The 17,991-nt window shown below is 72.1% G+C and carries 15 protein-coding genes; 3 read left to right on the top strand and 12 right to left on the bottom strand.

From position 1 onward, the window contains the following. Window positions 1–24 precede the first annotated feature (24 nt). The 5 genes from JS756_RS27950 to rimP form a co-directional block, all read right to left on the bottom strand. Window positions 25–318, bottom strand: coding sequence for a DUF503 domain-containing protein (locus JS756_RS27950; protein ID WP_205386008.1), 294 nt, complete (start codon window positions 316–318; stop codon window positions 25–27). Between the two features lie 277 nt (window positions 319–595). Beyond that, complete coding sequence (infB, locus tag JS756_RS37865; protein ID WP_205386007.1) at window positions 596–3,598, bottom strand: translation initiation factor IF-2; 3,003 nt, start codon at window positions 3,596–3,598, stop codon at window positions 596–598. Between the two features lie 147 nt (window positions 3,599–3,745). Further along, window positions 3,746–4,042, bottom strand: a complete 297-nt coding sequence (locus JS756_RS27940) for a YlxR family protein (RefSeq protein ID WP_205386006.1) — start codon at window positions 4,040–4,042, stop codon at window positions 3,746–3,748. 103 nt (window positions 4,043–4,145) lie between these two features. Continuing rightward, on the bottom strand, window positions 4,146–5,144 hold the full coding sequence (gene nusA / locus JS756_RS27935; RefSeq protein WP_205386005.1) for a transcription termination factor NusA: 999 nt from the start codon (window positions 5,142–5,144) through the stop codon (window positions 4,146–4,148). A gap of 2 nt (window positions 5,145–5,146) precedes the next feature. Beyond that, entirely contained in the window at window positions 5,147–5,644 is a 498-nt protein-coding gene (gene rimP, locus JS756_RS27930) for a ribosome maturation factor RimP (protein ID WP_205386004.1), read from the bottom strand. A gap of 198 nt (window positions 5,645–5,842) precedes the next feature. On the opposite strand from rimP, the gene JS756_RS27925 reads away from it, so the two are divergent. Genes JS756_RS27925 through JS756_RS27915 form a run of 3 tightly spaced genes read left to right on the top strand, consistent with a single transcriptional unit; the run spans window position 5,843 to window position 7,866 of the window. Beyond that, a complete protein-coding gene (locus tag JS756_RS27925; RefSeq protein ID WP_205386003.1) occupies window positions 5,843–6,430 on the top strand; it encodes a hypothetical protein in 588 nt (195 codons plus the stop codon). Continuing rightward, window positions 6,427–6,909, top strand: a complete 483-nt coding sequence (locus JS756_RS27920; protein WP_205386002.1) for a ferritin-like domain-containing protein — start codon at window positions 6,427–6,429, stop codon at window positions 6,907–6,909. Before JS756_RS27925 ends, JS756_RS27920 begins: the two co-directional genes overlap by 4 nt. Before the next feature lie 27 nt (window positions 6,910–6,936). Continuing rightward, window positions 6,937–7,866 (top strand): aminoglycoside phosphotransferase family protein, encoded by a 930-nt coding sequence (locus tag JS756_RS27915; protein WP_205386001.1) that lies wholly within the window; start codon window positions 6,937–6,939, stop codon window positions 7,864–7,866. A gap of 123 nt (window positions 7,867–7,989) precedes the next feature. Here the strand turns inward: JS756_RS27915 and JS756_RS27910 are convergent, their stop codons facing one another. The 7 genes from JS756_RS27910 to JS756_RS27880 all read right to left on the bottom strand — a co-directional run bounded on the left by JS756_RS27910 (window position 7,990) and on the right by JS756_RS27880 (window position 17,854). Then, window positions 7,990–9,690, bottom strand: coding sequence for a proline--tRNA ligase (locus tag JS756_RS27910; RefSeq protein WP_205386000.1), 1,701 nt, complete (start codon window positions 9,688–9,690; stop codon window positions 7,990–7,992). A gap of 73 nt (window positions 9,691–9,763) precedes the next feature. After that, complete coding sequence (locus JS756_RS27905; RefSeq protein WP_205385999.1) at window positions 9,764–10,294, bottom strand: GNAT family N-acetyltransferase; 531 nt, start codon at window positions 10,292–10,294, stop codon at window positions 9,764–9,766. A gap of 25 nt (window positions 10,295–10,319) precedes the next feature. Beyond that, window positions 10,320–11,168 (bottom strand): GNAT family N-acetyltransferase, encoded by an 849-nt coding sequence (locus JS756_RS27900; protein ID WP_205385998.1) that lies wholly within the window; start codon window positions 11,166–11,168, stop codon window positions 10,320–10,322. 504 nt (window positions 11,169–11,672) lie between these two features. Continuing rightward, window positions 11,673–12,830 (bottom strand): flavodoxin-dependent (E)-4-hydroxy-3-methylbut-2-enyl-diphosphate synthase, encoded by a 1,158-nt coding sequence (ispG, locus tag JS756_RS27895; protein ID WP_205385997.1) that lies wholly within the window; start codon window positions 12,828–12,830, stop codon window positions 11,673–11,675. Window positions 12,831–13,197: 367 nt separating this feature from the next. Then, a complete protein-coding gene (locus JS756_RS27890; RefSeq protein ID WP_205385996.1) occupies window positions 13,198–14,502 on the bottom strand; it encodes a M50 family metallopeptidase in 1,305 nt (434 codons plus the stop codon). Further along, a complete protein-coding gene (gene dxr, locus JS756_RS27885; protein ID WP_205385995.1) occupies window positions 14,499–15,782 on the bottom strand; it encodes a 1-deoxy-D-xylulose-5-phosphate reductoisomerase in 1,284 nt (427 codons plus the stop codon). The genes JS756_RS27890 and dxr overlap by 4 nt, the downstream gene beginning before the upstream one ends. Before the next feature lie 128 nt (window positions 15,783–15,910). Further along, entirely contained in the window at window positions 15,911–17,854 is a 1,944-nt protein-coding gene (locus JS756_RS27880) for an acyl-CoA dehydrogenase family protein (RefSeq protein WP_205385994.1), read from the bottom strand. Window positions 17,855–17,991: the final 137 nt, after the last annotated feature.

Here is a 17,991-nt window from a genome sequence, read left to right as displayed (position 1 = left end):
GTTCTTTCCTGTCTTGTTCTCTGGTCAGTCGTCTTCGCCGTGGAAGCGCCGCCGCACGGACAGCAGATCCACCTCGGGGCGGCCGGCGACCAGCCGTTCGCACCGGTCGAGTACGTCGGTGAGGTGCCCCGCGTCGCCGGAGACCGCGGCGATGCCGATCTCGGCACGCCGGTAGAGGTCGAGATGGTCCACCTCGGCCGCGCTCACCGCGTACTTGCGCTGGAGCTCGGCGACGATGGGGCGGACGACGGAGCGCTTCTCCTTCAGCGACCGTACGTCACCGAGGAGGAGGTCGAAGGACAGCGTCCCCACATACATGTGTGCAACCGGTTCACCCGCCGGTCCGGGATCGATGGCCCCGGGTCCGTGCGGCCGGGGACATCATGAACGGTACCCCGTACCCGCCGGCGACTCGACCGGGTTTCCCCGGGAACAGCACCGGTCGGCGGACCACCTGCGGCGTGCGGGTTCCGGGTACTCCGGGACCCGCCCACCGGTCCGTCCCCGCCCCGCGCCCCGAGTCGGGGTGGGGCGGGAAAAGGGACGCTGGCCGGCGGGAGCGTGCTCCCGCCGGCCAGCGCAGGCACCGTGGGCGCTACACCCGCGGCTTCTCGCGCATCTCGTACGTCGCGATGACGTCGTCGACCTTGATGTCGTTGAAGTTTCCGAGGTTGATACCGCCCTCGAAGCCTTCGCGGATCTCGGTGACGTCGTCCTTGAAGCGGCGCAGACCGGAGATGGTGAGGTTCTCCGCGACGACCTTGCCGTCGCGGATGAGGCGCGCCTTGGTGCTGCGCTTGACCTCGCCCGAGCGGATGAGGACACCCGCGATGTTGCCGAGCTTGGACGACTTGAAGACCTCGCGGATCTCCGCCGTACCGAGCTCGACCTCCTCGAACTCCGGCTTGAGCATGCCCTTGAGGGCCGCCTCGATCTCCTCGATCGCCTGGTAGATGACCGAGTAGTAGCGGACGTCCACGCCCTCGCGCTCGGCCATCTGCGCCGCGCGGCCCGCCGCACGGACGTTGAAGCCGATCACGATGGCGTCCGAGCCCATCGCCAGGTCGATGTCCGACTCCGTGACCGCACCGACACCGCGGTGCAGGACGCGGATGTCGACCTCTTCGCCGACGTCCAGCTGGAGCAGGGACGACTCGAGCGCCTCGACGGAACCGGAAGCGTCACCCTTGATGATGAGGTTGAGCTGCTGGACCTCGCCGGCCTTGAGCACCTTGTCCAGGTCCTCGAGGGAGACGCGGCGCGTGCGCTTGGCGAACGCGGCGTTGCGCTCGCGGGCGGCACGCTTCTCGGCGATCTGACGGGCCGTACGGTCCTCGTCGACCACCAGGAAGTTGTCGCCCGCACCCGGGACGTTGGTCAGGCCCAGGACCTGGACCGGCGTCGACGGACCCGCCTCGGCGACGTTGTTGCCGTTGTCGTCGAGCATGGCGCGGACTCGGCCGTAGGCGTCGCCCACGACCATCGTGTCGCCGACCCGCAGCGTGCCTCGCTGGACGAGGACGGTCGCCACGGCACCGCGGCCGCGGTCGAGACGGGACTCGATCGAGATGCCCTGCGCGTCCTGACTCGGGTTGGCCCGCAGGTCGAGCGAGGCGTCCGCGGTGAGGACGACGGCCTCCAGGAGGCTGTCGATGTGCAGACCCTGCTTGGCGGAGATGTCGACGAACATCGTGTCGCCGCCGTACTCCTCGGCCACCAGGCCGTACTCGGTCAGCTGACCGCGCACCTTGGTCGGGTCGGCTCCCTCGACGTCGATCTTGTTGACCGCGACGACGATCGGGACGTCGGCCGCCTTGGCGTGGTTGAGCGCCTCGACCGTCTGCGGCATGACGCCGTCGTTGGCCGCGACGACCAGGATCGCGATGTCGGTCGACTTCGCACCACGGGCACGCATGGCGGTGAACGCCTCGTGACCCGGGGTGTCGATGAAGGTGATCTTGCGCTCTTCGTCGTTGACCTCGGTCGAGACCTGGTAGGCACCGATGTGCTGGGTGATGCCGCCGGCCTCGCCCGCGATGACGTTCGTCTTGCGGATGGCGTCGAGCAGTCGGGTCTTACCGTGGTCGACGTGACCCATGACGGTGACGACCGGCGGGCGGACCACCAGGTCCTCCTCGTCGCCCTCGTCCTCACCGAACTCGATGTCGAAGGACTCGAGGAGCTCGCGGTCCTCCTCCTCCGGGCTGACGATCTGAACGGTGTAGTTCATCTCGTCGGCGAGGAGCTGCAGCGTCTCGTCGGAGACGGACTGCGTGGCCGTGACCATCTCGCCCAGGTTCATCATGACCGCGACGAGCGACGCCGGGTTGGCGTTGATCTTCTCCGCGAAGTCGGTGAGGGAGGCACCGCGCGACAGGCGAATGGCCTCGCCGTTGCCGCGAGGCAGCATCACACCGCCGACCGACGGGGCCTGCATGGCCTCGTACTCCTGGCGCCTCTGCCGCTTCGACTTGCGGCCGCGACGCGCGGGACCGCCGGGACGGCCGAAGGCGCCCTGCGTGCCACCACGGCCACCGGGACCGCCGGGACGGCCGCCGAAGCCGGGACGGCCGCCGCCACCGCCGAAGCCGCCGCCGCCACCGGGACGACCGGCGAAACCGCCGCCGCCACCGGGACGACCCGCACCGCCGCCGCCACCGGGACGACCGGCGAAACCGCCGCCGCCACCGGGACGACCGCCGCCGGGACGACCCGCACCGCCGCCCGGACCACGACCGCCGGGGCCGGGGCGCGGGCCGGCAGCGGGACGCTGCGGCATCATGCCGGGGTTCGGGCGCGGACCGGCCGGGCCGGGACGCGGGCCGCCCTGCGGGCGGGGCATCGAGCCCGGGTTCGGACGCTGACCGCCCGGAGCCTGCGGACGGGGACCGCCCTGACCACCGGGAGCCTGCGGACGGGGACCGCCCTGGCCGCCGGGGGCCTGCGGACGGGGACCCTGCTGGCGGGGAGCCTGCGGGCGCGCCATGCCGGCGTTGCCGCCGGAGGTGAAGGGGTTGTTCCCCGGGCGCGGACCGGCCGGGCGGGCACCCGGACGCGGCGCGGAGCCGCCGGGACGCTGACCCTGGCCTGCGGGACGCTGACCCTGACCGCCCTGCTGGCCCGCCGGACGGGCGCCCGGCTTCGGGCCGCCCGGACGCGGACCGCCGGGCTTGGGACCGCCGGACGCGGCCGGGGCGGCCGGCGGAGCGGTGAACTCCGGGGCAGCCGGGGCCGGACGCGGCGCGGGCTTCGGACCCGGCACCGGACGCGGACCCGGGGCCGGCGCGGGCGCCGACGGGGCCGCGGGCGTCTGCGCGGCGGGGGGCTTGGGGGCGCCCGGCTTCGGAGCAGCCGGACGTGCCGCCTGCGCCGGGGAGGGCGCGGCGGGCCTGGGCGCCGCCTTGCGCGGGGCGGGCTTGCCGGCGGACTTGCCGTTGCCACCGCCCTGGAAGGCGTCGGTCAGCTTGCGTACAACGGGCGCTTCGATGGTCGAAGACGCCGAACGGACGAATTCACCGAGTTCCTGGAGCTTGGCCATGACGACCTTGCTCTCCACACCGAACTCCTTGGCGAGTTCGTAGACCCGGACCTTAGCCACTTCGCTCCTCTGAGGTCCGGGTGATGCCGGACCGTCGCTAGTTCATGGGCGTACTCATCGCGTACTCATCGAGTGCTCATCGCAATCTCGACCTGCTTTCGACTCGCGAGGTACCAACCGCGCGGGGTTCCGCGCGGTTCTGTGTTCCTACCGTGCTGCCTGCTCGGCAACCTTTGCCCGCTCGACGTACCGGCGCAACGCCATTACGTCGAGCGCTCCCGGGACGCGCAGCGCCCTGGTGAACGCCCGGCGGCGCACCGCCTGGTCGAGACAGACCGGGACGGGGTGTACATACGCACCCCGGCCGGGCAGCGTACCGCGAGGATCGGGGACGCACTCGCCCTCGATCGCCACGATCCGCAGCAGTTCCGCCTTGGCCGCTCGTTCCCGACACCCCACACAGGTGCGTTCGGGGCATGCCCGGGCCCGTGTCCGGCCAGACACTCTTAAGTCTACCTCCCCGTAGGCACCCCACCCCCTCGGGGCAGGAGGCGAACAGTTGGCTGGTGCGAAACCTGTCGTGATCTGAGCGACCAGCGGCCGGGATTTATTCCCCGCCCTGCGGTCCGGCCTGCTCGGTGTCCGGCCGGATGTCGATCCGCCAGCCCGTGAGCCGCGCCGCGAGCCGGGCGTTCTGCCCTTCCTTGCCGATCGCGAGGGACAGCTGGTAGTCGGGCACGGTCACCCGGGCGGACCGGGCTGCCATGTCGACGACCTCCACCTTGCTCACCCGCGCGGGTGACAGGGCGTTCGCCACCATCTCGGCCGGGTCGTCCGACCAGTCGACGATGTCGATCTTCTCGCCGTTCAGTTCGCCCATCACGTTGCGGACCCGGCCGCCCATCGGGCCGATGCAGGCGCCCTTGGCGTTCAGGCCCGAACGGGTGGACCGTACGGCGATCTTGGTGCGGTGGCCGGCCTCGCGGGCGATCGCGGCGATCTCGACGGACCCGTCGGCGATCTCCGGTACCTCCAGCGCGAACAGCTTCTTGACCAGGTTGGGGTGGGTGCGCGACAGCGTCACGGACGGCCCACGCACGCCCTTGGCCACCCGGACGACGTACGAGCGCAGCCGCATGCCGTGCGGGTACTGCTCGCCGGGCACCTGTTCCTGCACCGGCAGGATGGCCTCCAGCTTGCCGATGTCCACCAGCACGTTCTTCGGGTCGCGCCCCTGCTGGACCACTCCCGTGACGATGTCGCCCTCGCGGCCGGCGTACTCGCCGAGCGTCGCGTCGTCCTCCGCGTCGCGCAGCCGCTGCAGGATCACCTGCTTGGCGGTGGTGGCGGCGATCCGGCCGAAGCCGGACGGGGTGTCGTCGAACTCGCGGGGCTCCTGGCCCTCCTCGAGGTCGTCCGGGTCCTCCTTCGCCCACACGGTCACGTGCCCGGTGTTCCGGTTGAGCTCGACACGCGCGTGGCGGCGGCTTCCCTCGGTGCGGTGGTAGGCGATGAGGAGGGCCGATTCGATCGCCTCGACCAGCAGGTCGAAGGAGATCTCCTTCTCCCGCACCAAGCCCCGCAGGGCACTCATGTCGATGTCCACGGCTACGCCTCCTCCTCGTTCTTGTCCTTGCGGTTGAATTCGACCTGCACACGTGCCTTGGTGATCTCGCCGAACACGAGTCTGCGCGTGGTGGCCTTGCGTCCCTTGACCCCGGGCACCTCCAGGTCGAGTCCGTCGTCGTCGACGGTGAGGATCCTGGCGACCAGCTCGCCGCCCTCGGCCAGCTGGAAGCGCACCAGCCGTCCGACGGCGCGCACGTAGTGCCGGTGCTCGCTGAGCGGGCGCTCCGCGCCCGGGGTGCCGACCTCGAGGGTGTACTCGCCCTCGCCCATCGCGTCCGTCTCGTCGAGCTTCGCCGAGAGCGCGCGGCTCACATCGGCGATCCTGTCCAGGTCCGCTCCGGTGTCGGAGTCGACGACGACGCGCAGCACACGCTTGCGTCCGACGGAGTCCACGGCGATCTCTTCGAGGTCCAGGCCCTGAGAGGCGACGAGCGGCTCCAGAAGGTCTCGCAGCCTCTCGCTCTGGGTGGTGCTCATCCGGGTGACTCCTCGGCCGCGTGTGCTGTTGTGGGATGGTCGCGCGTCAGGTCAAAGGGTATCCGGTCCCGAGGGGTGTTGCCGTCCACCTGTGTACGCACGGTGCCGGTGAGTGGTGCCGAGCGGACACGCGGGTACCGTGATCACGGACCTGTGGGTCCTCCGTCCCTCCGTACGAGCTCTCCGAGGACGTCTGCCGTGCCGTTCACCCCGCCGCCGCGCATCCCCTCGGGACCGCGCAGAAGAACCCTGCTCGCCTCGGCCGCGGGCACCACGCTCCTGGTGGGCTGCTCGGCCACCGCCGAGGACACCGGTGGCGGAAGGTCCAGCGCCCCGTCCCTCGCCCAGCGCGTCCGCGCGCGGGCCGCCCGGGACAGCACGGACCTGGCCCGGCGCTACGACGCGGTCCTCACCGCCCATCCGTCGCTCGCTCCGCGGCTCGCGCCGCTGCGGGCGGAGACCGTGCGGCACGCGGAGGCGTTCGGTGCGCGGCCCGCGGGATCCGGCGTGTCGGGTTCGCCGTCCGTGTCGCCGACGAGCTCCCCCACCGGCTCTCCCGGCGCCTCCCCCACCGGCTCTCCCGTGACCGCTCCGGACGCCTCCCCCGTCGTCCCCGCGGACGAGAAGGCGGCCGTGGCCCTGCTCGCCGGCGCCGAGAAGGAACTGGCCGACCGGCGCACGGAGACGCTCGCCGACGTGGACGGCGAACTGGCGCGGCTGCTGGCCTCGGTGGCCGCGGCGGGCGCGGCACATGTCTACCTGCTGACGACGGAGGCGGCCGGGTGAGCGAGGACCGGACACAGGAACTTCAGGCGCTCCAGGCTGCGCTGGCCGCCGAGCACGCGGCGGCCTACGGCTACGGGGTGGTCGGTGGGCAAATCGACGAGGTGCGCCGCGGCGAGGCCCGCGCCGCCTACGACGCCCACCGCGCCCGCCGGGACGCCCTGGTGCGCGAGGTGCGGGACCTGGGCGGTGCGCCGGTCGCCGCGGCGGCCGGTTACGCGCTGCCGTTCGCGGTGCCGGACGCGGCGGCCGCCGTCCGGCTCGCCGCGGAGCTGGAGGACCGCGTGGCGGGCGTCTACTCCGACCTCGTGCGGGCCTCGGCGGGGCAGCGGCGGCGGGAGGCCGCGGGCGCGCTGCGCGAGGCCGCGGTGCGGGCGGTGCGCTGGCGCGGGAAGAGCGTAGCCTTCCCTGGGCTCGCCGAACGGACGGCGAACGCCGGTGCACCGGCGTCGCCCTCGGCGACCGCCGCACCCACCACGTAGCGGACACAGAAGGGGAACGACTCGCGTATGGCTCTCGAACCGCCGCGGCGTCTGGTCAGGTCGCTCGGTGAGACGGCACCGGAGGGGGACGCCTGGCTGGAGAGGCTGCCGGAGGAGGCCCGTCACGCGGTGGCGCTACGCGAGTTGACCGTCGAGCGGGTGCAGGCGCCGGGCGGCCGGAGCAGCCTGGTGCTGCTGGTGCGGCGCGCCGACGGTACGCCCGCGGTGCTGAAGCTGGCGCCGCGCAGGGCCCGCCCCGAGGCGGAGCGGGCCGCGCTCGCCCACTGGGCCGGCCGCGGTGCCGTACGGCTGCTCCAGGAGGACCTGCCGCACGGCCCGAAGGACCCGGAGCCGGGTGTGCTGCTGCTGGAGCGGCTGCACCCCGATGTGTCGGTGCGGTCGCTGCCCGAGGCGAAGGCGCTGCTGGAGGCGGCGGGGACGCTGCGCCGGCTGTGGGTGGAGCCGCCCTCCGGCGCGGCGGCCCACCCGTTCGAGACCGTGGCCGCGCGGACCGGGCGGCAGGCGGAGGCGATGCGGGCGACGGCGGAGCGGGATGCCGAGGTGGCGCCGCTGGTCGAGGAGGCGCTCGCGGCACGGGACGCGCTGCTGGCCGCCCCGCCGGAGCACCGGCTGCTGCACGGCACGTTCCGCCAGAGCAAGGTGCTGGCCGGGGAGCGGATGCCGTGGCTCGCGGTGGGCCCGGACCCGGTGGTCGGCGAGTGCGCGTTCGACCTCGCCCGGCTGGTCCGCGACCGGGTGGAGGACCTGATCGCCTCGCCGTCCGGGGCGGCGACGACGCGGCGGCGCGTGAAGCGGCTCGCGGAGTCGCTGGAGGTGGACCAGGAGCGGCTGCGCGGCTGGACCCTGTTCCGGGCGGTGGAGTCGGGCGTGCGGGCGCGCCGCGTCGGCCGGGAGCGGGACGGGGAGCTGCTGATGGAGTTCGCGAGCTGGCTGTAGCCCGTCCTCCCGGGCCTGTAGCCCGTCCTCCCGGGCGACGGCGCCTCGGGCGTCCCCGGAGCGCCCGGGAGGCCGGGGTGGCGGGGGCGCTCACACGCGGTGAACGCCCCCCCGCCCCGGGCGTCAGGCGGTGAGGCGGGCGATCGCCTCGTCGACCGGGAGCTCCTCGCGCTCGCCGGTGCGGCGGTCCTTCAGCTCGACGACGCCCTCGGCGGCGCGCCGCCCGGCGACCAGGATGGTCGGAACGCCGATCAGCTCGGAGTCCGTGAACTTCACGCCCGGTGAGACGCCCGCGCGGTCGTCGACGAGGACGCGGACTCCGGCGGCGGCGAGCTTGTCCGAGATGTCGAGGGCGAGTTCGGTCTGCCGGGCCTTGCCCGCGGCGACCACGTGGACGTCGGCCGGGGCGATCTCCTTGGGCCAGCACAGGCCCTTGTCGTCGGCGGTCTGCTCGGCGAGCGCGGCGACGGCGCGGGAGACGCCGACACCGTAGGAGCCCATGGTGACGCGGACCGGCTTGCCGTTCTGGCCGAGGACGTCGAGTTTGAGGGCGTCGGTGTACTTGCGGCCGAGCTGGAAGATGTGACCGATCTCGATGGCGCGGTCCAGCTCGATGCCGGTACCGCACTTCGGGCAGGGGTCGCCGTCCTGCACCACGACGACGTCGAGGTAGGCGTCGACCTCGAAGTCACGGCCGGCGACGACGTTCCTGGCATGCGTGTCGGCCTTGTTGGCACCGGTGATCCACGCGGTACCCGGGGCGACGCGCGGGTCGGCGACGTACTTCACCTTCGGCAGGCCCTGCGGGCCGACGTAGCCTCGGACCAGATCGGGGCGTCCGGCGAAGTCGGCCTCGGTGACCATCTCGACGACGGCCGGGGCGAAGTGCGCCTCGACCTTGTCCAGGTCGACCTCGCGGTCGCCGGGAACGCCGACGGCGACGATCTCGCCGTCCACCTTGACCAGGAGGTTCTTCAGGGTGGCGGAGGCGGGGACGCCGAGGGAGGCGGCGAGGGTCTCGATGGTGGGGGTGTCCGGGGTGGGGATGTCCTCCGGGGCCGGCACGCCCTCGGCGTCCACCGGCTTCAGCGCGTACGTCATCGCCTCGGTGTTGGCGGCGAAGTCGCAGTTCGGGCAGTCGGCGAAGGTGTCCTCGCCGGCAGCGGCCGGCGCGAGGAACTCCTCCGACTCGGAGCCACCCATGGCGCCGGCGGTGGCGGCGCAGATGCGGTAGTCGAGGCCGAGGCGCGTGAAGATCTTCTGGTACGCCTCCCGGTGCAGGGCGTAGGAGTGGGCGAGGCCCTCGTCGGCGAGGTCGAAGGAGTAGGAGTCCTTCATCTGGAACTCGCGCCCGCGCAGGATGCCGGCCCGCGGGCGGGCCTCGTCCCGGAACTTGGTCTGGATCTGGTAGAGGATGACCGGCAGGTCCTTGTAGGACGTGCACTGGTCCTTGACCAGCAGGGTGAAGATCTCCTCGTGCGTCGGGCCGAGGAGGTAGTCGCCGCCCTTGCGGTCCTTCAGCCGGAACAGTTCCTGGCCGTACTCGTCCCAGCGGCCGGTGGCATCGTAGGGCTCGCGGGGCAGCAGCGCCGGGAGCAGAACCTCCTGGGCGCCGATCGCGTCCATCTCCTCGCGGACGATCCGCTCCACGTTGGCGAGGACCTTCTTGCCGAGCGGCAGCCAGCTCCACATGCCCGCGGCGGTGCGTCGGACGTAGCCGGCGCGGACCAGCAGCTTGTGGCTGAGCACCTCGGCGTCCGCGGGGTCGTCGCGCAGCGTCTTCGCCATCAACTGGGACATGCGCTGGACAGGTGCGTTCGCCATGGTTCTTGTACTCCTGCCGGGTAAGGGTGATGGCAAGGAGGTTAGCCGGGTGGCGGGCGTGCCCGGAAATCGGTTAGCCGCGACGCAGGGGAAGTGGGGCCCCCATGACGGCGTACGGCTTGGGCGCGCTGGGGAAGAGCACCTGCCGCGCCAGGTCCTCGTAGCCGAGGGAGCGGTACAGAGCGCGCGCGGGGCTGTCGGTGTCGATCGCGGAGAGGATCGAGCGGGGTTCGTCGGCGGAGTCGGTGATCGTGGTGATGAGGCTGCGGCCGATGCCGCGGTGCTGGTGCGCGGGGTGGACGTGCAGTTCGGTGATGACGAAGGAGTCGTCGAGCCAGTGCTCGTGGCCCCGGGCGCGCAGGTAGGGCTCCACGACAGTGGACCACCAGTGGGAGCGGTCGTTGGGCATGCCGTAGACGAAGCCGACGAGGGTGCCGCCCACGGTGGCGCCGAGGGCCCTGGCTCCCCGGTGGGTCATGTGCCGGAGGACGATCTGGCGGCGGACGGCCACCTCGTCGGCACCGAGGCCGAACGCGACTGCCTGGACCGCCAGCGCCTCGTCGACGTGGGCGGAGAGATCCAGGGGGCCGATCACAGCGTCCATGCGGGGAGCGTACAGGGGCGTCGGCTCAGAAAAGGATGCTCATGAAGGCACCGACCTCCTGGAAGCCTACGCGCTCGTACGTCCTTCTGGCCGGGGTGTTGTAGTCGTTGACGTAGAGGCTGACGACCGGGGCGACGTCGGCGAGGGCGTAGCGCAGGACCGCGGCCATGCCGGGGGCCGCGAAGCCCTGCCCGCGGTACTCGGGAGCCACCCACACGCCCTGGATCTGGCACGCCTGGGGGGTGGCGGCGCCGATCTCCGCCTTGAACACGACCCGGCCGCGGTCGTCGAGGCGGGCGAAGGACCGTCCGGCGCCGACGAGTTCGGCGACGCGGGCCTGGTAGAGGAGACCGCCGTCACCGGCGAGCGGCGAGACACCGACCTCCTCGGTGAACATCGCCACGCACGCCGGCATGATCGTCTCCATCTCGTCCTTGCGGACGCGGCGGACGTAGGGGTCGGGAGCGACGTCGGCGGGCATGCGGTCGGTGGCCATCAGCGGCTGGCGGGTGCGGATGTCGCGGGCGGGGCCCCAGTGCGGTTCGAGGAGGCTCCACAGCTCGGCGGTGGGACCGGCGGGGCCGACGACGGAGGAGCAGCGGCGGCCGGCCCGGCGGGCGCGGTCGGCGAAGGCGCGGACGGCGCGCGGGGTGGCGCAGATCGGGACCAGGTTGGCGCCCGCGTAGCACAGGGACGTCAGCATGCCGTCCTCGTACCAGCCCCACATCTCCCCGCCGAGGCGCCACGGGTCCAGTCCCGCGACCTGCACGCGGGCGGTCACGAAGGCGTTGACGACCGGCTCGCGGTCGAGCACCGCGAGGGCGGCGTCCAGGTCGCTCGGTTGGAGGACCCGTGAGGTGGTCTGGGTCAACACGTACGGGGCCTCACACGCTGGGGTCGACTGATCTCCGCACTGTACCCGGCGAAAATCTGCGGCGCCGCCCGGTGGGACGGCAGGCTGCGGCGGGAGATCCGCACGTGGCCGATGAGGCTGGGACCCGCTCAGGGGACCGACGGGGCAGGGGGCTTTCCGACACCTCGCGGACGGCGGACGGCGAGCGGGTCCCGGGGGTGCGGCCCGGGCCTGGAGGCGGTCCGCGGTGGTCACGGCGAGGCAGCCGGTCGCCCGCGCGCCGGGGAGCAAGCGAGGGGGCGAGAAGTCAGGCGCGGGGAACGCGAGACGACGGTGCGGCCGGTGAGAACGGACCCACGCGGCCGGAACGGCGGCCACCCGGCCGCCGGAACGACGGCCGGTGCCGCGGACGCTCACCCTCCACCGGCGGCGCCGCGGCTCACCGGCCGCTCACGGTCGGCCGGTCTCCGGGCCGCGGAGCCCGGGGGCCGGCCGTGGGGCGGCCGGCCCTCTCGTGCGTCGTCGTCAGCCGGCGACCGACACGGAGGGCTCGCCCGACTCCGCGCCCTCGGCCTCCATCTGCTCGGCGATCTTCATCGCCTCTTCGATCAGGGTCTCGACGATCTTCGACTCGGGCACGGTCTTGATGACCTCGCCCTTGACGAAGATCTGCCCCTTGCCGTTGCCGGAGGCGACACCCAGATCGGCCTCACGGGCCTCACCGGGACCGTTGACGACGCAGCCCATCACCGCGACGCGCAGCGGGACCTCCATGCCGGTGAGGCCGGCGGTGACCTCCTCGGCGAGCTTGTAGACGTCGACCTGGGCCCGCCCGCAGGACGGGCAGGAGACGATCTCCAGGCCGCGCTGCCGCAGGTTCAGCGACTCCAGGATCTGGATACCGACCTTGACCTCCTCCGCCGGCGGGGCGGACAGCGACACCCGGATGGTGTCCCCGATACCCCGGGAGAGCAGCGCACCGAAGGCGACGGCGGACTTGACGGTGCCCTGGAAGGCCGGACCCGCCTCCGTCACCCCCAGGTGCAGGGGGTAGTCGCACTGCTCGGCGAGCTGCCGGTACGCCTCGATCATCACGACCGGGTCGTTGTGCTTCACGGAGATCTTGATGTCCCGGAAGTCGTGCTCCTCGAACAGCGACGCCTCCCACAACGCGCTCTCCACCAGCGCCTCCGGGGTGGCCTTGCCGTACTTCTGCAGCAGCCGCCGGTCCAGCGAGCCGGCATTGACACCGATCCGGATCGGCGTGCCGTGGTCCCCGGCCGCCCGGGCGATCTCCCTGACCTGGTCGTCGAACTTCTTGATGTTGCCCGGGTTGACGCGGACGGCGGCACAGCCGGCCTCGATCGCCGCGAAGACGTACTTGGGCTGGAAGTGGATGTCGGCGATCACCGGGATCTGCGACTTCCGGGCGATCGTGGCCAGGGCGTCGGCGTCGTCCTGCGTCGGGCAGGCCACCCGCACGATCTGGCAGCCCGACGCCGTCAGCTCCGCGATCTGCTGCAGCGTGGCACCGACGTCGGACGTCCGCGTGGTCGTCATCGACTGCACGGACACCGGCGCGTCGCCGCCCACCGCCACCGACCCGACCTGGATCTGCCGGCTCTTCCGGCGCTCGGCGAGCTTGGTCGGAACGGACGGCATGCCGAGAGAAATCGCAGTCATCTGCTGTGCAACCCCAAGTCGTGGATCATGGTCCGGCCCCGTTCAGCGGCGGGCTCCGGGCTTCGAGATTACGGCACGGAACCGAACGTCGGCACACGACGGCCCGACGATCCGCTCGATGGCGTGCCGGGTCGGCGGAGAGGGCGTGGTGTGCGCCTCCGCGGACATGCTGTCCGGATGCCCGGTGCGCGCGGCGCCCGGGACCGGGCTCGAGACGTGGGCCGGGCGCGAACAGGGGCGGGGGTGCGGAATCGGTGGGGTGCGTCGTCCGCCCCGCGGCCCCACGCCCGAGGGCCTCGCCCTTCGTCCGCGGGTTCGGGCCGGGGACGAAGGGCGAGGCCCTCGGGTTCGGTGGCGGCGGGGCCGGTCAGGTGATCCGGACCGGGTTCACCACATCCGCGATCAGCACCAGGACGGTGAAGCAGATGAAGATCCCGGCCACCACGTAGGCCACCGGCATCAGCTTCGCCACGTCGAAGGGGCCCGGGTCCGGACGCCGCAGCACCTTCGCCGCGTTCCGCCGCAGCGACTCCCACAGGGCACCCGCGATGTGCCCGCCGTCGAGCGGGAGCAGCGGGAGCATGTTGAACAGGAACAGGGAGAGGTTGAAGCCGGCGACCAGGAAGACGGCCATGGCCAGCTGCTGGCTGGGCGGGATGTCGAGGGTGAAGATCTCGCCGCCGACGCGGGCCGCGCCGACCACGCCCATCGGGGAGTCGGGGGCGCGGGGGGCACCGTTGAAGGCGGCGTCCCACAGGGCGGGGACCTTGGCCGGCAGCGCGACGAGGGCGTCGACGGCGTCGCCCACCCGGTCGGTCATCCAGGTGACCGACCCGCCGAAGTCCTGCCGGACCACGCCGGTGGCAGCGCTGAAGCCGAGGAAGCCGGCCTTGACGTACTCGCCTTGGACGTAGGCGCCGCCGGCGTCCTTCTTGACGAGCTGGTTGGTGGCGATGTCGGCGTGCAGGGTGAGGCGGCGGCCGTCGCGGTCGACGACGATCGGCACACTCTTGCCGGCGCTGTCCCGGATCAGGTCGGAGAGGGTGTTCCAGTTGTCGGTCGGCCGGCCGTCGAAGGAGACGATCTTGTCACCGGCCGTCAGCCCCGCGGCGGCGGCCGGGGAGGCCGGGTCGGACTTCTTGCAGGTGTCGCGGTTCTCGCTCTGCGCGATCACGCAGGGCGAGATGGAGCTGACGGTGGTGGTCTGCTGCTGGATGCCGAAGCCCATCAGCACGGTGAGGAACAGGCCGATCGCCAGGATCAGGTTCATGAACGGGCCGGCGAACATGACGATGACGCGCTTCCACGGTTTGCGCGTGTAGAACAGGCGGGTCTCGTCGCCCGGCTCCAGCTCTTCGAAGGCGGCGGAGCGGGCGTCCTCGATCATGCCGCGCCAGGGTGAGGTGGACCGTGCCTGGATCCGGCCGTCGTCGCCGGGCGGGAACATGCCGATCATGCGGATGTAGCCGCCGAGCGGGATCGCCTTGACCCCGTACTCCGTCTCGCCCTTCCTGCGCGACCACACGGTCGGGCCGAAGCCGACCATGTACTGCGGGACGCGGATGCCGAAGAGCTTGGCGGTGGACAGATGCCCCAGCTCGTGCCAGGCGATCGAGACGAGCAGGCCGACCGCGAAGACGACTATGCCGAGGATCATCATCAGGGTCGTCATGCACGGACCTCCGCCGTCTTCGCCGTCAGTTCCCGGGCCCGGGCCCTCGCCCAAGCCTCCGCTTCCAGGACGTCCGGCACCGTCAGTGAGGTTCCCGTACGGGGGCTTCCGTGCTCCTCCACCACCCGAATGACGGTATCCATGATTCCGGCGAAGGGCAGGTTCCCCTTGAGGAAGGCGTCCACGCACTCCTCGTTCGCCGCGTTGAACACCGCCGGGGCGGTGCCCCCCAGCTCACCGACGTGCCGGGCGAGGTTCACGGAGGGGAAGGCCTCGTTGTCCAGCGGGAAGAACTCCCAGGTGGAGGCCTTGCTCCAGTCGAAGGCGGGCGCCGCGTCGGGGACGCGTTCGGGCCAGCCCAGGCCGATGGCGATGGGCCCGCGCATGTCGGGCGGCGTCGCCTGCGCCATCGTCGATCCGTCCGTGAACTCCACCATCGAATGAACATACGACTGCGGGTGCACGACCACCTCAATGCGGCTGAAGGGAATGTCATAGAGGAGGTGCGCCTCGATCACCTCCAGCCCCTTGTTCACGAGGGTGGCGGAGTTGACCGTGATCACCGGGCCCATGGCCCAGGTGGGGTGCGCGAGGGCGTCGTCGACGGTGACGTCCGCCAGCTGGTCCTTGGTCCGGCCGCGGAAGGGGCCGCCGGAGGCGGTGACGACGAGCTTGCGGACCTCGGCGCGGGTGCCGGCGGCGAGCGCCTGGAAGAGGGCGGCGTGCTCGGAGTCGACGGGGATGATCTGGCCGGGCTCGGCGAGCGCCTTGACCAGCGGGCCGCCCACGATGAGGGACTCCTTGTTGGCCAGGGCCAGGGTGTGGCCCGCCTTCAGCGCGGCGAGGGTGGGTGCGAGGCCGATGGAGCCGGTGATGCCGTTCAGGACCGTGTGGCACTCGGCGGAGTCGGCGGCGGCGACCTGGGCGGCCGCGTCGGGTCCGGCGAGGATCTCGGGAAGCGGCTCGCCGGTGCCGTACTCGGCGGCGAGCGCGTCGCGCAGCGCCGGTACGACGTCCTCGCGGGCCACGGCGACGGTCCGCACCCGAAGCCGGCGGGCCTGCTCGGCCAGCAGGGCGACCCTGCCTCCGTTGGCGGAGAGGGCGGTGACCCGGAAGCGGTCCGGGTTGCGCAGCACGAGGTCGACGGCCTGGGTGCCGATCGACCCCGTGGAGCCGAGGATCGCCACGTCCTTCGGGCCGTCGCCCGTCACCGGGTCGTAGACCAGGTGCGGGTCGGCGAGGGGTGCTGGGCTGGCTGGGCTGGCGGGACTGTCGGTCATTCTCCCATTGTGGCCGCAAGGGGCGGGCGACAGGACAGGGTGTCCCCCTCACGGGGGGCCGGGGCGGAACGCGGGGTGAGCACCCGCCGGCCGGGCCCGCGGATGCTCACCGTGTTCTCACCGGGTTCTCACCGGACGGGGCGGTGGACGTTCTCCTTCTCGCTGGGTCCCGGTGGGGTGTCGGCGATCCAGGGACCGTCTCCGGAGGTGTCGATGACGCCCTCCTCCAGCCAGGTGTAGGCGCCGCCGAGGACGCCCTTGACGACCCTGCGGTCGAGGTCGTCGGTGTTCGTCCACAGGCGGTCGAACAGTTCGTCCACGCGGATACGGGACTGGCGGCAGAAGGCGTCGGCGAGCTGGTAGGCCTCGCGGCCGTGGTCGCCCCGGCGGTACAGCAGCTCGGCACGGACGCAGGCGGCGCTCATCGCGAACAGTTCGGCGCCGATGTCGACGACGCGGCCGAGGAAGCCCTGCTTGGCCTCCATGCGGCCCTGCCAGCGGGACATGGCGTAGAAGGTGGAGCGGGCGAGCTTGCGGGCGTGGCGCTCGACGTGGCGCAGGTGCACCGAGAGGTCCACCTCGCGTTTGAACTCGCCGAAGGCGCCCGGCACCTGGCCGGGGCCGGCGACGAGTTTCGGCAGCCACTTCGCGTAGAAGACGCCCGCGTTCGCGCCCGCCCTGGCCTTGTCCTGCAGGGACTTCTCGGGGTCGATGAGGTCGCCCGCGACGGACAGGTGGGCGTCGACGGCCTCCCGCGCGATCAGCAGGTGCATGATCTCGGTGGAGCCCTCGAAGATGCGGTTGATGCGCAGGTCCCGCAGGAGCTGTTCGGCGGGCACACCGCGCTCGCCGCGGGCGCGCAGGGACTCGGCGGTCTCGAAACCCCGGCCGCCGCGGATCTGGACGAGTTCGTCGGCCATCAGCCAGGCCATCTCGGAGGCGTAGAGCTTGGCGAGGGCGCCCTCGATGCGGATGTCGTTGCGGTCCTCGTCGGCCATCTGCGAGGCGAGGTCGGTGACCGCCTCCAGCGCGAAGGTGGTGGCGGCGATGAAGGAGATCTTCGAACCGACGGCTTCGTGGTGGGCGATCGGCTTGCCCCACTGCTCGCGGGCCGCCGACCACTCGCGGGCGATCTTCAGGCACCACTTGCCGGCGGCGACGCAGGAGGCGGGCAGGGACAGCCGCCCGGTGTTGAGGGTGGTCAGGGCGATCTTCAGGCCCTGACCCTCCTCGCCGATGCGGTTGGCGGCCGGGACGCGGACGCCGTGGAAGCGCGTGACGCCGTTCTCGATGCCGCGCAGCCCCATGAAGGCGTTGCGGTTCTCGACGGTGATGCCGGGCGAGTCGGCCTCGACGACGAAGGCGGTGATTCCCCCGCGGTGGCCCTCGCTCCTGGGGACCCGGGCCATGACCACGAGCAGGTCGGCGACCACGCCGTTCGTGGTCCACAGTTTCACCCCGTCGAGGACGTAGTCGTCGCCGTCGGGTACCGCGCTGGTGGCGAGCCGGGCCGGGTCGGAGCCGACGTCGGGTTCGGTGAGCAGGAAGGCGCTGATGTCGGTGCGGGCGCAGCGCGGCAGGAACCGCTCCTTCTGCTCCTGGGTGCCGAACATCTTCAGCGGCTGGGGCACGCCGATCGACTGGTGCGCGGAGAGCAGCACGCCGATCGCGGGGGACACGGAACCGGCCAGCGCGAGCGCCTTGTTGTAGTACAGCTGGGTGAGGCCGAGACCGCCGTACTTGGTGTCGATCTTCATGCCGAAGGCGCCGAGCTCCTTGAGCCCGGTGATCACCTCGTCGGGGATGCGGGCCTCTCGCTCGATGAGGGGACCGTCGACCTTGGTCTCGACGAAGTCGCGGAGCTTGGCGAGGAAGTCCTCGCCGCGCTGCACGTGCTCGTCGGACGGGAGCGGGTGCGGGTGGATGAGGTCGAGCCGGAATCGCCCGAGGAACAGTTCCTTGGCGAAGCTGGGCTTGCGCCAGGCCTGCTCACGGGCGGCCTCCGCCACCTGGCGGGCCTCCCGTTCGGTGACGACGGGTCGACCGGAGGGGGCTTCGGGGCTTGCGGACATGAGGGTCACCTCGCCGCGAATCGGGATCTTGGACCGTTGTGGTTACCGACGGGTGCTACCCGATCGTATGTACCCGATCCGGGGCGGGGCCACCACCCCGCGTGCGGCCGTTCGGCCGATCTGGACGGAATACGTCT

Origin of the sequence: Streptomyces actuosus (genome assembly GCF_016921115.1) — a bacterium.
GTDB classification, from domain to species: Bacteria; Actinomycetota; Actinomycetes; order Streptomycetales; family Streptomycetaceae; genus Streptomyces; species Streptomyces actuosus_A.
The sequence above is the reverse complement of the archived record's forward strand: the minus strand, read 5'-3'. Positions and strand labels throughout refer to the sequence as shown.